The sequence below is a fragment of the Clostridium sp. K04 genome, assembly GCF_019734375.1.
Lineage (GTDB): Bacteria > Bacillota > Clostridia > Clostridiales > Clostridiaceae > Clostridium > Clostridium saudiense.
In genome coordinates, this window is record NZ_JAASHD010000024.1 from 1 (window position 1) to 15,780 (window position 15,780).

At 25.2% G+C, this 15,780-nt stretch carries 17 protein-coding genes; 4 read left to right on the top strand and 13 right to left on the bottom strand.

From position 1 onward, the window contains the following. Nucleotides 1–78: 78 nt before the first annotated feature. From HCG70_RS10920 to HCG70_RS10930, 3 genes are all read right to left on the bottom strand, one after another. Nucleotides 79–672 carry a recombinase family protein gene (locus tag HCG70_RS10920; protein ID WP_221697719.1) on the bottom strand — a complete coding sequence of 198 codons (594 nt, stop codon included), beginning with the start codon at nt 670–672 and terminating at the stop codon, nt 79–81. Nucleotides 673–891: 219 nt separating this feature from the next. After that, nucleotides 892–1,764 carry an Rpn family recombination-promoting nuclease/putative transposase gene (locus HCG70_RS10925; RefSeq protein WP_221697720.1) on the bottom strand — a complete coding sequence of 291 codons (873 nt, stop codon included), beginning with the start codon at nt 1,762–1,764 and terminating at the stop codon, nt 892–894. A 108-nt stretch (nt 1,765–1,872) separates the two neighbouring features. Continuing rightward, entirely contained in the window at nt 1,873–2,379 is a 507-nt protein-coding gene (locus HCG70_RS10930) for a hypothetical protein (protein WP_221697721.1), read from the bottom strand. A gap of 285 nt (nt 2,380–2,664) precedes the next feature. Between HCG70_RS10930 and HCG70_RS10935 the strand changes: the two genes are divergently transcribed. The 4 genes from HCG70_RS10935 to HCG70_RS10950 all read left to right on the top strand — a co-directional run bounded on the left by HCG70_RS10935 (nt 2,665) and on the right by HCG70_RS10950 (nt 4,592). Continuing rightward, a complete protein-coding gene (locus HCG70_RS10935) occupies nt 2,665–2,844 on the top strand; it encodes a DUF4177 domain-containing protein (protein WP_221697722.1) in 180 nt (59 codons plus the stop codon). 57 nt (nt 2,845–2,901) lie between these two features. Then, nucleotides 2,902–3,450: a hypothetical protein gene (locus HCG70_RS10940; RefSeq protein ID WP_221697723.1), complete on the top strand. Its 549-nt coding sequence runs from the start codon at nt 2,902–2,904 to the stop codon at nt 3,448–3,450. 236 nt (nt 3,451–3,686) lie between these two features. Next, nucleotides 3,687–4,412, top strand: a complete 726-nt coding sequence (locus HCG70_RS10945; protein ID WP_221697724.1) for a DUF2726 domain-containing protein — start codon at nt 3,687–3,689, stop codon at nt 4,410–4,412. A gap of 21 nt (nt 4,413–4,433) precedes the next feature. Beyond that, the gene (locus tag HCG70_RS10950; protein ID WP_221697725.1) at nt 4,434–4,592 is read left to right on the top strand and encodes a hypothetical protein; all 159 of its coding nucleotides are present in this window, start codon (nt 4,434–4,436) and stop codon (nt 4,590–4,592) included. Between the two features lie 804 nt (nt 4,593–5,396). Here the strand turns inward: HCG70_RS10950 and HCG70_RS10955 are convergent. The 10 genes from HCG70_RS10955 to HCG70_RS11000 form a co-directional block, all read right to left on the bottom strand. Further along, nucleotides 5,397–7,232, bottom strand: a complete 1,836-nt coding sequence (locus tag HCG70_RS10955) for a hypothetical protein (RefSeq protein WP_221697726.1) — start codon at nt 7,230–7,232, stop codon at nt 5,397–5,399. Between the two features lie 549 nt (nt 7,233–7,781). Beyond that, nucleotides 7,782–8,165, bottom strand: a complete 384-nt coding sequence (locus HCG70_RS10960; RefSeq protein ID WP_221697727.1) for a hypothetical protein — start codon at nt 8,163–8,165, stop codon at nt 7,782–7,784. Between the two features lie 40 nt (nt 8,166–8,205). Continuing rightward, a complete protein-coding gene (locus HCG70_RS10965; protein WP_221697728.1) occupies nt 8,206–8,727 on the bottom strand; it encodes a hypothetical protein in 522 nt (173 codons plus the stop codon). Between the two features lie 103 nt (nt 8,728–8,830). Next, nucleotides 8,831–10,789 (bottom strand): ImmA/IrrE family metallo-endopeptidase, encoded by a 1,959-nt coding sequence (locus tag HCG70_RS10970; RefSeq protein ID WP_221697729.1) that lies wholly within the window; start codon nt 10,787–10,789, stop codon nt 8,831–8,833. Nucleotides 10,790–10,847: 58 nt separating this feature from the next. Then, nucleotides 10,848–11,057: a hypothetical protein gene (locus HCG70_RS10975; protein WP_221697730.1), complete on the bottom strand. Its 210-nt coding sequence runs from the start codon at nt 11,055–11,057 to the stop codon at nt 10,848–10,850. A 22-nt stretch (nt 11,058–11,079) separates the two neighbouring features. Next, entirely contained in the window at nt 11,080–12,213 is a 1,134-nt protein-coding gene (mobP2, locus tag HCG70_RS10980) for a MobP2 family relaxase (protein ID WP_221697731.1), read from the bottom strand. Nucleotides 12,214–12,221: 8 nt separating this feature from the next. Continuing rightward, nucleotides 12,222–12,629: a hypothetical protein gene (locus tag HCG70_RS10985; protein ID WP_221697732.1), complete on the bottom strand. Its 408-nt coding sequence runs from the start codon at nt 12,627–12,629 to the stop codon at nt 12,222–12,224. 300 nt (nt 12,630–12,929) lie between these two features. Further along, complete coding sequence (locus tag HCG70_RS10990) at nt 12,930–13,760, bottom strand: hypothetical protein (protein WP_221697733.1); 831 nt, start codon at nt 13,758–13,760, stop codon at nt 12,930–12,932. Nucleotides 13,761–13,843: 83 nt separating this feature from the next. Further along, nucleotides 13,844–14,998, bottom strand: a complete 1,155-nt coding sequence (locus HCG70_RS10995; protein WP_260457811.1) for a bifunctional lysozyme/C40 family peptidase — start codon at nt 14,996–14,998, stop codon at nt 13,844–13,846. 67 nt (nt 14,999–15,065) lie between these two features. Beyond that, nucleotides 15,066–15,779, bottom strand: a complete 714-nt coding sequence (locus HCG70_RS11000; protein ID WP_221697734.1) for a hypothetical protein — start codon at nt 15,777–15,779, stop codon at nt 15,066–15,068. Between the last annotated feature and the right edge of the window lies 1 nt (nt 15,780).

A 15,780-nucleotide genomic window follows, 5' to 3' on the forward strand; every position in this document is an offset into this window, starting at 1 on the left:
AAGGAGGATTCAAATTCGAATCCTCCTTTTCTTATCGGCTAGTATCAAAATTTATTTTGATACAGCCCCTTATTTTTACTAATTATTTATCTTTTCTAATTTACGCTTATTATTTTCTCTCTTTAATGTGCTTACACTAATACCTATTAATCTCTCAACATCCTTATAACTTTTATCTCCACCATTTACAGATAACATAGACAAAGCTAAGCCTATTTGCTCTTTAGTAAACTTTTTAGGTCTACCCTCTTTATACCCCTCTTTGGTCCTGGCTATTTCTTTTCCTTCTCGTGTTCTCTCTAAAATCATATCTCTTTCAAATTCAGCAAAAGATAAAAATATATTTCTTATTAATTTGCTTGAAGGCGTATTATCCATTACCCCTATGTTAAGTATATTTATTTTTATACCTCTATCTAGTAACTCTTGTACTAATTTCGTTCCATCTATTAAGCTTCTGGCGAACCTATCCAATTTAGTAACTGTAAAGGTATCTCCTTCTTTTAATTTTTCTAATAATATTTTCAGTTGTGGTCTATCATTTGTCTTTGCTGAAAATTTTTCTTCTATAACTTCATCACAACCAGCTTCAAATAATTGTAATAATTGTTCTTCTAAAGAATTTCCATAGCCTTGTTTTGTTGTACTAACTCTTGCATATCCATAATTCATATTTTCTCCTCCATTAAGGTCAAAAGTAGTCCAAAAATGATAAATTTATGCTATTACTTTTGACCATGACTTTTGACCTTTTATTAAGTATTATTTTATCGTTTATTAAAAATCTATGTCAAGCAAAAAACACCCTTAGTCCAAAAGTGTTAAGTTTTGAAACTAAAAATAAAAAATAAAACGGCATTAATTGAAGAGTATCAACTAATACCATTTTATCTATAATAATTTTTCTATCTCACTTCTTTCTAATCCTGTAATACTACTAATAGTATCTATATCAAGTCCAGCTTTCAAAGAATTTTTAGCTACTTCTATAGCTTTATTTTGTTCACCTTCCTTTTTACCAATTTCTTTTCCAATTTCTTTTCCAATTTTTATCCCCTTTTCCTCCGCATTTTCAAGGGCGCTTACTTTATCTAATAAAGCCGCTCTTCTATCTTCATACTTCATTCTTTCTTTATCATTTGCACTTAATCTTAATAATTCATTTTTTGCTTCTTTAATTTCTTGTATAGTCATTTCAGCTTTTTCAAGTTTATTACTTATAGGATTTTCTATAAATTCCATCCAGGCATCAAATACATCTTTTATTTCTTCATTCTTTGGCAGTTTAGGTAGTTCTATAAAGTGTATTTCCTGAAGATCTGTTAACTCTTCATTTGTATTAATTTCTTTTAATCTATATATTGAATGTGCTTCTTTTGTCTTTAAGCACTTAAAATTTAATATGTTTATACAAATTGTTTTTGCTAATGTATCATACTTTTTTCCTTCTGTAAGTTGACTTTCAAACATTTTACTCCAATAATATATACTTCTCTTCACCATATTATGTTCATCTTTAATTTGAATTTCAATATTAATTAATTCATTTTTATTAGTTTTTGCCTTAATATCTAATCTACTGAATTTATCTTCAATAGATTCTTTATCTATATCATTATTCATAATTTGCACTGCTTGTATTGGATCTTTAGGTTTTATTACTGCATTTAAAAATGATATTAGTATTCTTGGGTTATTTTCATTTCCAAATATTCTTTTAAAGACAAAATCTACCTTTGGACTTAATATTTCTAATCTAGTCACCCTAAATCAACTCCTTACAAAATATAATGGCTTATATATATTATACTATGTTGATAATATAAAGTAACTTAAAAAGCCATAAAGTAAAATCTATTAATATCACAAGACTTAGTGTTTTAAGTAAGCTATTCTAAATCTTGGTTTAAGCCATTGCTCTCCAAATAGTATATTCTCATCGCTAATCATAACGAACTCATTTAATTCTTTTTCTGTATCTAACTCCCTAAAGTTTTTTAGAATTAAAAAGGTCTTATATGGTACCCCTTTCCATTCCCTTGCTTCTACATCACCATAAACATCAATTGGAAATATTTTAGGTTCTTCACTTGAAATAATATATTCTACATCAGCTAAACAAGCAAATTTATTCCCCATACTATTTGCGAAAAATAATATTTCCTTTATCTCTCCCCATCTAGCTTCATTGAATGTAGTATTGGTGCCCCAAGCAACCATTCCACACTCATCACAAATTTTATCATGTGCCATTACTACCTCTGCTGGTGTAAGTCTATTATTTAAATTTTTCGGAGCTTTTCCCTTTGGAACTACTCCAGAAACTCTAAATGCACAAACCACTTCATCTTTCTTTTTTTTCCATAAATTCAAACTCATAATTAAACCCTCCTTTTTAAAATTAAAATAACTTAAATAATAGCTTGAATAATAGCTTGTTTTAAGAATAAGCTATTTTCTATTTTTTGTCAAGTATTTTAATTCATAAAAAAGAAATACTATTAAAAAAATCTAGTACCCCAAATTATCACTGTATCCCATCTATAAACTTTTCTTCTTTTTATTGCAACATTTTACTATTTATGTTAAAATTATTATGAAGATATTTATTATAGTAGTGGAATTTAACTAACTAGTTTATTCAAATTAAAGAGGTGATTAATCTTGTATAAATATATTTATGTTGAATCAACTGTTGGGGGAGTGTTTAAAACTGATAATCATAGGGAACTTATAGATAAATACAGTAAAGAAGGTTGGAGATTTGTTGCTGCTATTCCTAAGAATAGTGGAGCATATGGTCAAATTACATCAAATGATTTAGTTTTTGAAAAATTTGAATAAAATTTATAAGCCTATTTTTTATTTTAAAATATAATATATAAATTAGGGGGAATTAATATGAAAAAACTTTTTATTCAATCAACTACTTCAATTTTACTTATTTCTTCAATTATTTCAACACAAGTTCAACCTGTTTTCGCATCACAACTACCAAAAGAAAAAGTTGTGTCAGAAGAATACGCAAATGAACAAAAAAAGTTAAATCCTCGTTATGGAGAGAATGAAAAGGTAACAGTTGTTAATACTGAATATAAGACCGTTACTGTAACTCCAAGTGGTCAGAATCCTGGTGGATATAATTTCCCAAATGGAGGGGGATTATATATTAATACTGCAAAAGGTAGTAACCAAAGTTTTAGCGTTGGTGTAAGTTGGGGAATTGCTAGTTTTTCTGTTAGTATAGGACAAGCCTCTAAAACTTCTTCTGTTGGAGGAACTTATGTTAAGTTTCCAGCCGATAACAATTATTATATTGTAAAAATTAATAAAAAAATGAAAATTGAAAGGCATAAAGTAGACGTATATCAATATAATGAATATAAATACACATATTATACAACTATACCTAGTTTATATTCTGAATCTTTCAGTTTAGTTAAAGTTTAATGATATATACTAATATAAAAAAATGAACTTAATTAGATAATTTTAATTAAGTTCATTTTTTTATACTGCTTCATAATAGATTAATTATTCTTAATGCTCTCTTTTATTTTAATATAAAACTCAAAAAATTTCCATAACTTACATTTTTATTTTTTATCTAATGGTTTTGATTCTGAAACTTGAAAAAATTTCTGATAAATATTAATATTAATAATATTGATATTTGGAGGGTACATATGGAATTTCTAATTGTTTGTATTATAATAGCTTATTTGCTATATAAAAATAACTCTTTAAAAAAATCTTCATCAAACTTAAATCAAAAAACTTACAAGATTAATATTGAACAAAATAATAATTCAAATGTAAAACAAAATTATAAATCTACTGAAGAAAAAATTGAAAGTATAAAGAAAAGTACATATTATTATAAAGAAAAAAAATTTTGGGATAGTTCTTTAGAAAAAGAAGTATATTTTTATATTAATGATTTCATAAAAAATAAATCTGCCAAAGTTGAAATATTACCTCATGTTTCATTAAGAGAACTTTTTAAACCTACTAATGATTTTAAAAACCAAAACTTAAAACAACTTTCTTCTTATCATATAGATGTATTATTACTATCTGAAAAATCTTTTGTTCCTTTAGTAGCAATTGAAATAGATGGATCACATCATGAATTAAGTGATAGTCAAAAAATAAGAGATGCTTTTAAAACTTCATTGCTCGAAAGAAATGGAATAAAATTATTGAGATTAAAACCCGATAATTGCAATTATGATTTTATCGAAAGTGAGCTTATTAATCTATTAACTACATCTTCTATTTACTGTCCTGAATGTGGAAGCGAAATGATTAAAAAATCCAATAAAAAAACTGGAGAAAAATTTTTAGGTTGTTCTGGCTTTCATTCATTAGGTTGTAGGTGTAGTAAATCAATCGATTATAAAGTTATTTAAATTCATTTTAAGGAGATAAATATGTATAAATGGAAACCTCACGATATAAATAACCCCTTCAAAACAAGACAAGGTGAAAAAATAATAAACCTAGATAGATATGTAGAAGTTTTGAAGGGAAATAATATTCCTTATACTGAAAAACAATACAAAGAAGCAAAAAAAGAACTTGATAATTAAATCGAGTTCTTTTTATATAATTACAAGTTAAGATATTTAATTTACTTTAATAAAAATATACTATATTAATTCTCTTCTTATTATTTTACTAAATAATGATTCATCATCTTTTTCTGCATAATATTGTTTAAGATCACTTTTATCTATTTTTCAAAAATAAATTAAGCTACTCTTCAGCCTTAACCTTCTTTTCCTGAATAATAAAAAGATTTATCTATCGGCTTTCTCTTTTTCTTCTCTTTCCAATAATTCTTTAAATTTCTTTTTCACAAACACTACCCCTTTTTATAATAAATTATATATCTTATATAATATCCTCGTAAATAAAACTCACATATTAATACAAAATTTGCTAGTATATAATTTTAGTATAATGAGTAATATTTAATAGCAATATGGATAGTCCCCTACGGGGAACTATATAAAAATATTATATTTAAATGAAAAAAAGTTTAATATTGCTTAAATCTAGTAAATTCAATAGATTAGGGTGAACTTTATTGTTAAAATTTTTCATCAATCCGAAAATATTACTTATTTTGGAAATTGCTTTTGTTGAACTTTTATACCCTTTAATTATATCATTATTTCATTTGTTTAAACCCTTATTTATATGGCTTTAGTATTATAATACCTTTAAATATTAAATTCCTTAAATAGCCTTATAGATAGCTTGTACATTATTACTATAAATTATATTTTTATTCGTATTTTTATTAATTTTATCCTGGAATATTTAATTAAAAGTTTTATGGCCATAAAAATTATATCCATAAAACACGAACATTAATTGTGTTTCTACTTTCAAGGTGGTGATCCTTTATTTTGATCTTTATCATTTTCAATTCTATTAAAAATATAAATTTCTCCGTTTCTTTCTTGTAGATTTGTACCAGCTTCTATTTTTTCAAATTCAAATTTTAATTGTAGTCCATTTACTACTTTTATTTCTTTTCTAGTTTCTACTTTTTCTTTTCTATTTTCTCTTTCTTCTTCTAAATTTACTACTTTTCTACTCTTATAATATAATGTTATTCCATTTTTATTTTTAGTTAAAAAACCTATGTTCTCTAATTCCTTAAAAAACTTATATACACTTCTATAATTCTTAAAAGATAGATATTGAGCAATTTTTTCTAATCCTAAACTTATAAATACTCCATATGAGTTGCTTGAATATGCTTTGACTATTAGCATTAATACTTTGCCTATTTTTTGATCTAATACATCAACTGCATTTTCTATATAATTAAGTGGTAATCTATATATTGCATTTCCTCTATTTATAGTTAATTTAAATAATCCCTCTTTCTTTTCTAATGTTCCATTAACTTTCTTTACTAGTTCTTTTAAAGTTGCTAATTTTATTCCAACTTCATCTATATTAAAATATCTTCCAAAAAGATTTTGTTTCTCTAGTTCTAAATAAGCCTTAAAATGGCGTACTGCCCCCTTGTTGTTATAAATAGCTTCAACTATATTTCTTGAAATATAGATACTATTTATTGCCTTTTTACAGACATTACAACAAAGGCTTAATCCTTCTTCTTCAAAAATCATTTTTGCTTTATCACAAGAAAAATTTGTCCCATTTCTTTTTAATGATTTATACTTATTTTCAACTGCTCTTAAATTTTCATCATGTTTCCATTCTATAGCTTTTCTTCTTAGAACTTCTTTAATTTCATCTTCACTATAATTAGCTTCACTTAGACCTAATGCAATACTTACTAAGAAATTATTTCTATTCCCTTTATCCATTATCGGCATATTTATTAATGTTTTTACACATTCTCTTGTAATTTCTTTGTTACCTGGTAAATTTAAAATTTTATTCCCTTTATTTTTATATTCTTTTATAGATTTTTCAACTTTCTTTTTTGCCTTTTCATAAAGTCTTGTCATTGCAATTGATTGAATACCAGGTAACATTAAGTTTCTTATGTCCCTTTGTTTCTTAGTTAATTTTGCTCTTGTTAAATGACCTGTCATTAAGTGCATAAATTCATCTACTGAAACATAATTAACATATCCACCTTTATAATAAGATCCTGGAGTTTTTATTAATCTGTAGCTTGAATTAACTACGCTTTCATCTACAAATTTTAAGCCTAGTTCTTCTTTTATTTTTTTATACATTTCTGTATATATTTTATGTACATATTTACTTGGTTTAAGTCCAAATACTCTTGGGTTAACCATTATATAAACTGACTTTGAATTATTTATTATAATAGTAAAATCTTCTTCATTTACACTTAATTCCTTCATTAAATATTGAAGGTATTCAGCTACTTCAAATAATACATCAACCTGTTCCTTATTTTTTGATGATTCAAACTCAAGTGTAAATGGATAATATCTATCATCTAATTCTTCAGTTCTTAAATTTCTATTTTGTTTATTTAAGAAGGTGCAAAAACTTTGAAGGCTCATATGACTAAGTTCTTTATTCCATCTATTTTTTATAGGATATTCTAATGCTTTTTCTATATGTGTTTCATATTTTTTTTCTGCTCTATTTTGAGAAAATTCTCCTGAAACTACTTCGTTAATACCAAAATATTTTTGAACTTCGCCATTTTTATTTATAAAATTATATATAAACATTTGCTCTATAAAATTACCTTTTATCTTCAAAGCCTTTCCCTCCTTTCGTCCGATAATTTGTGATTTTGGGTATAATTCCCCCCTCCCCACAATTTATCAATTTAAATTGCTCTGTAATATTTTTAGCTAATAAAAACAATAAAAAAACTCTTAGGTAAAATACCTAAGAGTTATATATCAAAACTTAAATTATATACAATAAAAATCTAATTCAAAAAAATTGTTCATTTTTGAACTATTTTTTTTGAAATTTGTCAACTTTTTTATATTGCACAAATTTTCACCTTATGCTAGAATATAAGCATAAAATGAATTTAAAGTTCCAACACTCTGTCTCTTGGTAGTTGCTTTACCAGTTTCAGTTATATAAATTAAAATGTTTGGCGACATTTTAATTTATCGTTCGGAATTAAAATATGAAGAAGAAATTCTTCTTTTTTCTAAATTATATTATATTTTATAAATTAATACAATATAATTTGGAGAAAAAAAGCAGTAAATTTTAAATTTACTGCTTTTTAACTATTCATTTATTTTCTTATTATATGTGATTTATCACTTCTTATTTTGCTACAAAAATTATATTTTATTTAACTCTTCTTTTATTTTATCTCGTATTAATTTGCCATTTTTATAATCATCTACTGCTTTATCGTATTTATTTTTATATTCTTCAATAACTTCTTTAAAACAATTTTCTTTAACAACCCTGTTATATTCTTCCTTAGCCTTCTTCATTTGTAAGTATAATATTTTTACTTTCTCAGAATATTCTTCATAAATATTAGGTTCAAAAAATACTATCATCTTTTCAATTTTTTCCTTTTGAAAAATAATCTTATTCAATTTCTCTTTATCTTGACTTTGGATCACTATTCCATTTAATAATTCAATTAAATTTTTTACTTCATAAGTAAAATTAAAAACATCACTTTTATTAAAACTCTTTCCAGTTATTACCAAAAATTTCACCCTCCTATTTCCCTATTATTTATATAGGCTCTTATGAGCCTATATTAGTTTCTATTAAATATATTTTATAGTATGGCTTATTTCCTAATTTATCTTTAACTATATTAAATCCAAATTCATCACTATTTATCTTTTTAAGCGATTTTTCAATTTGTCCATCAGTCATTTCTAAATTCATTGTTTCAAACACTAATACCTCTTTTCCAGCTATTATTTCTGATGAATACTTTTTATTATTTTTTTCTCCAACTTCAATATATCTTTCTAATATATTTTCTTTTTTATTTTCAAATTCTTCATCTATATTTAAATTATCCTCTTGCTCTTTTTCTGTACCAATAACTTCATCTATATTTGATGCTATTTCTGACTTTTCATTGTCTTTTTTATTCTCCATTTGCAGTTTATTTATTCTTGCATTTAATACTTGTATCTTTTTATTATTAATGGATAAACTTGTTTGTAATATAAGTATAATTACTACTAAAATTATTATTGTAATTTTATATTTTTTATTATTTTTTAAATTAAAAATATCTTTTAAATACTTCATTCTACTTCTCCATAAACTTTCGTATTTTCAATATATTTAGATAAAGATATACCAGAAATAAATAAATTTATCCTGGTATATTTTAAATTTAATCTGAATATTTTCACATCTTTATTTCTTTTTCTTTTGTTTTTGTTTTTAGCTTGTCCATACTTGCTAAATGTACATCTTTCTCTTGCTCCATCTGATACTCTATTAGATTTAATTTATTTGCTTCAATTGTTACATTATTTATATTAGAACCAATCCACTCGCTATTATTTATTTTAACTCCAGTTAAATCAGCTCCCCTTAAATCAGCAAATATTACACATTGTGTCATATCTGCACCTTTAAAATTTGCATCCCTTAAATCTAAATTAATTAATCTCATACCACTTAGATTTTCATTTTCTAAGTTTAATTGTTGCCCTCTAAGACCATTACTTTTTATCCATTCTTCATGCTCTCTTATTTTTCTCCAAATCTCTTTTTCTTTTTTTTCATCTCTCACATCTAATTTCTCTCTTTCTATTTCATTTTTTAAATCTTCAAACTTATCATTTATAAGTTTAAAATCACTATCCATATATTTTTCATGTATATTATCCAATATATCTAAATCCTCAATTCCTGATTCAATAGATATAATTGCTCTTACAAAATCCCCATAATTTTCTTTCATTAACTCTTCTATAGTATTTTTCATTACATTAAAACTAACACTATCTAGATCTCTATCTGATAACTTCCAATCATCACTTTCAATGCTTTTTTCTTCTAAATCTTTCATAATTTCTTGCTCCTTTATTCCATACAAGCTTTTATCATACTCTATATTTTCTTTTATCCTATATAAATTTTTATTATCATCAACATATATTAAATTATCTAATTTATAATCTGTACCAATATAAACATCTCTATATTTCCCTTTAACTTTCATTGCTACTACTTCATTTTTTATACTTAATTCTTCATCTCTTTTCAGAAAAACATTTGAATTACTTTCATTTATTATTTTTTCTAATTCATCTCTAGTAATTTCATTTATAACAACTCTATCTTTTCCTAGAAAATTTCTTAATTTTTCATCTTTTATTTCTTTCTCTACTATATTTTCATTTTCTAATAATAAAGATTTATCCTTATTATTAATTAATGTTTCCTCTATAATTTCAATATACTCTTTTACTGTTTCTCTAACTTCATTTATCAACTTCTCTTTGTCCTTCAGCTCAACACCCTTAGTCCAATTCTTTATATATCTAAATGAATACTCTGATGTATCTAATCCGAAATAGCTGCATACTACGTATGCGGCCATTTCTGCTTGAAATTCTTTTGCATTTGTAGTGTAATTATCTCTTGTTTCCATAGTGTGCAGCTTTGCATGGGTTAATTCATGAATTAATGTTTTAACATTTTGCAATTGAGTATTTCTAGGATTTAAAGCCACTTCTTTTGTTACTGGATAACTAACCCCTTTTACTGCTCCTAATTCTTTTTTAGGCTCTATAATTTTAACTCCTATTTTATTCGCTATATTTTCCATAGCTTTATACATCAAATTATAATTATTAACTTCTCCATCAAGCCATCTTCCAGGAAAAATCTTAGGTAAATCTTTCGCTTTCGCATTAGTTTGAGTAACTTCAAAAACATATCCTTGGTTAAATATTAACTTACCCTTTCTTACTTCAATTTCTCCTTGCTCTATTAAGCTTTTTTCTTCAAGTGTTGCTTTACTTAATTTAACTTCTTCGCCTTTTTCATTAATAAAATAATCACTAAGTTTATTAGGAACCAATATTTTTATTCCCTTTTCCCCTTTATTAACTGTAAATCCTTTCTCTTTCCAAAAAGCATATGAACCAACAGCTAAAGCTCCTTCAAATTGCTCTTGAATCAGAAAAATATTTCTAAATGAATAGTTATAAAATTTACTCATATAACTAGCAAGTTCTTTGAAATGCTCTGGAGTTGTGAAGTAATTTTCTATTCCTTCATTAGCTTTTTTCAAAAGCTCATTAACTTCTTTTTCTTTATCTTCTTTTGATTTTTTATTATATGTTTTTTTCATTTCTCTTTCTCCTTTCCTAAAAAATTTAATAATAAAACACCAGGTATTTTACCTGGTGCTAATCTACAATACTTTCATTTACAACTTTAGTTTCTAAATCATACTCAACGATCATTGTTTCTCCATCTTCATCATTTAACTCTGCCTTTATTGATGATACATAATCTTTTGAAGCTTTAACTATAACATCTTTTTTTTCAACACTATTATATACTTTTAATTCAGTATCACTTAATGCTTCTATTATTATTCCTAAATTATTAAACATAATGCCTCACCTCCCTTCAAGTTTACATAGAATGAGAATATTCAATTTCTCTTTGTAATCTCTCATAAGCTATTTCATTTTTTATTTTTTCAAAGTCTTTATCAAACACTTTCTTTAATCTTTTTATATCTTTTGCCGTTAATACTAAATTGGTATATGAATAATTTTTTATAAAACTTTTATTATCATTTTTCTTAATAACTTCAGTTTTTATTTCTCTAAGAAGTGCATTTCCCATTCTATAATATAATTCATCTATCTTATTTTTCTTATAATTTTTATAAAAATACTTTTCTCCTTCCCCATAGACTTCCTTTAAATATTCTTCCTCAGCATCTAAACTTTTAATTAATTCTTCAAAATCATCTTTCTTATAATTTTTTATATAGTAAGAAGTTAATTCATCTAATAATGGTTTAACTTCATTAAGAGAATTATATCCATACTGCCATTGTCTTTTATCTTCAGGTAATTTTTTTATTATCTCTGTTACTAATCTTTTCATTTCTATATCTTTATTAAAAGATATTTCTTTCTTACCATTAATAATATTATTTCTCATAATATCATTAATTTTCTTTTGCTCATTACTCCTATCAATAAGAGTATTAGCAAATTTACTCTTCATTCTATATAGATTTTTATATTGCATAAATCCATCTTCCTTAGTATATCTTGTTGGATTTAATTCTACACTTGCAATATGAATATGAATATTATCTGTATTAAAGTGCATTGACGCACTCCAAATTAAGCTATCAAAATTTTCTCTTTCTATCATTTCTGTCATGGAATTTCGTACTGCTCCCATTAATCTCTTTTCATCTAATGCACCTGTTCTCCTATCATACATTCCATGTTTCTCAAGCCATTCATTATCAAAACTAAACACATCTTGCCACATAAAACTTCCATTTTCTTGTGCAATAGAAAAACATCTTTTTAATTTTTTACTTTCATCTTCACTCAAAAAATCTCTATCACTTGTAAATAAATTTCCACACTTTTTAGGATTTCCCATATAATCATTAAATAGCGAATATTCATCAAGTTTATAATTTCTTACTGCTTCCTCTCTATCAATATAATTTATATAACTTGAAAATTTTTCACTACTCGACTTAACCCATTTTCGTTTATGAACTATTCCTACCATATTTCACCTTAATATTTTCTATCGAACCCTTTTACTATTTTTGCTTCTTTTCTCTTATCAACAAGTTCACTAGCTCTAGTTAATGCTGGAGCAATAACATCTTCTGTTGTTGCTAACCTTCCATACTCAGAAATTACAAAAAATCCATTAATCATTTCTAATAGTATTTGAGTATTTCTATCTGTATCATTACTAGCTTTCTTAATTCCTTTAAAGTCTAATTTAATTTGTTCTGATACTTCCTTCGCTATTAATTTAATCATAGCTTCAGTTGTAATATCTGAATTTTGCCTATGCTCTCTTATAATTAAATCTAATGCTTCACTATTATATTTTAAATTATTCTTCTCTTTAACTTCTTCTATATACTCTAAATTTTTCTTTGAAATTACAAACATCTTTTTTATTCTAGCCATATTATTTAACTTCCTTTCTTTTTTTATTTTATTAAAAGGGCTTTGCCCTAGCTATCGCTCACCCATAAACTTTAAAAAAGTTTAATCAAACACCAAAAAGGAATTATAAAATATCTTCAATGGAAATTACATCTGTAGATATTTTATAAGAGCATAAAGAGAAACTGTCCCCAAATTCTTTTGGGAGCTAGGCAAAGCCTAGCGTTTCACAGGGTACAAAATCTTTTCCAATTCAATACCTTGTCAATACCATTTCAGTACCTTATCTATACCAAATATTGAAAACTTCAATACTATTTTTTATCTGTAATCTTGTTTCTTTTCTTCAAGTTTATTAATTTTTTCTTCAAGTTCTTTTATACTATTTTCATTTTTTCTTATCCCATTTTCTAAATTTGCTATAGATGTTTTATTTGAACTTATAGTATTTTCTGTAGCTTCTATTTCACTTTCTGTTTGATATTTTTTATCTTCTTCAAGTAAATTTATTTTATTATTTATATCTTCTATCTCTGATTTTTTATCTGATATATCTAAATTTAGTTCCTCTATTTTGGATTTTATATCATTAATTTCATTATCAATTACTTCTTTTGTATATTCATTTCTACTCTTCTTTTTTAGAGTATCATCTATTTTTATATCTCTTATATCTGAATAAAATTTAACATATTTATTATCACTAACCTCACTTTTTTCTTTTATGGTTAAAGATAAAGCTTCCCATGTTCCACTTATTTCTGTTGTTATAATATAATCACTATAAGTTATTTGTACTACTTCACAAGGTATTATTTCTGTTGGATTATTTTTTTCTCTTATAGTAAAATCTAAATCTAAATCACTATTTAAACTATTTTCTTTTAATTTTATTGTAAATTGTACTAACCCATTATTAGGATTATATTTTCTATCTTTTATTGAAAAACCAATATTATTAAGATACATTTCTTGATTTATTTCTGTAGTAATCAAATTTAATTCTTTATTAAAAAGTAAATTTGATGAGAAAAAAAATAAAGCTCCCAATACAAATATTGAAGCTAAAAAATAATAAGGAACAGTTTTATTTTTTTCTATTTTTCCCTTTACAATATCAACTTTTTCTTGCATTTCATCTCTACTTATCATAAGATCACCAAACTTTCTTTTATTAAATTTAATTTATTTCCACAAATTATTATTTAATATTCCTTTACTTTTTTCTCACTCTTTTAATTAACTATTCTTCTTACTTTACCATTAAATTTATCTTTATAATAACCACTTAATTCAGAAACTGTTACTCCTGTTGAAGTTCCATCATGTAGAAATTTATTATCTCCAAGATAAATTCCAATATGCCCATCAACTGTATATGTGTCAAAAAATATTAAATCTCCCCTTCGCATTTCACTTGCATCAACTTTTTGTCCCATATTAACTAAAGAAAATGTAACTACACTTGCTCTATCTCCAAGTTGAATACCAGCACTTGCATAACAATAATGAACGAATGAAGAACAATCAAATCTACCTGCTATTACATCTGCTTCTGTTCTTCCTCCTCCCCATACATAAGGTGACTTTCCTACCCACTTCATACCAGCTTCGATTACTGTTTCTATTATCTGATTGCTACTTTGATTTAATCCAGCATTTCTAAATTCCATTGCATACTGAAAAACTTTATTAGGATAATTAAACTGTGCATTATCTAAATCTACTTTCATACCATAAGATGGACCTCCATTATAACAAGCAAAAATTCTCCTTAGTGTTTCTCTAAAATCACTATCATTTTCATCACTATTCCATTTCACTAAGTCCATATTTTCATTATTATTATAATTAAGCTTAGGTACTTTATTTTGCTTATACAAAACATAATTACCATAATATCTTATCTCATAAGCTCCAGCAAAAATTTGAGCCCTTGGATCATTTAAAAATATATTCCACATTTCTTCACTATCATTAAATGTATATCCATTTGCTAAATATATCTCTCCTAATCCCATATCAATTAAGTATTTCCACAAATCTTTTCCACTTGATGGATCTACTTTTTGTATTTGCATTATTCCATATGCACCTCCATAGGAGGTATTAGGATTAAAATTACTTTCTTGTTTTGCTACTGCTGCTAAACACCAATTAGGTATATTAAATATAGTGGAAGCTTCATTAAAATAATTAACATATTCTTGTGGTACTCCAGCTACTCCTATATCAGTTATCATTCCACCATTTCCATTACTGCTTATAGAATTTTGATTTATTATAATAGATATAGTTGCTGTTATTAATAGTAGAGTAATTATCGTAAATATATTGAATGATAAAATTATTTTTATGCTACTTTTTAATAACTTTTTTTCTTTAGACAAACCTATCACTCATTTCTACTAAAAATTATTTTTAAGAAAAAAGATGTCCCCGTAGGACACCTTTATATTAATCAATACTATATTCAACAACTCTATAATCATCATTTATTTTTAATAATTTAACCTCATAACTGTCATGACCATCATTTGATATTTGATCATACTGATCTATGGTACTCCAACCTACCCTTACATTAAATATAATATAATCATTATCATACTTATTATCAACTTCATAAGATTCAACTTCATCGATAATACATTTTTTTATACTTTCATTTTTACCTAAATACATATATAATGATTCTACTTCTTCTTTGAGTGCATCTGCTACATACTTTACTGCTAAATCTACTGTTTCCTTTGGCTTTTCTATATCAAAGCTTGTAATTGCTTGTACAAAATTCTCTGCTACATTTTTAGCTTTAATTCTCTCTTTTAGAGAGAATTTACTTTCACTTAACAACTTATTGTTATATCTAATTTCTTCGTCCGTATTACCTGATCCTATACTTGTTGTAAATCCTTCTTCTACTACTATATCCTCTGAATTTACTTGATTATTTTTATCAAAGCCTTCTAAGGCATCATCTAACTGATACTCATTATACTCTTCTTCATCTTTCTCATTAAAACTATTTGAATTTTTATCTATCATTTGGGATGTATTCTTTTTTTCCTCATTTATTTTTTTATAATTTTTAATTCCAAATCCTACACCGATAGTTATAAAAATTGCTATTACTCCTATAATTAATAATTTTATTTTTTTACTATTCATA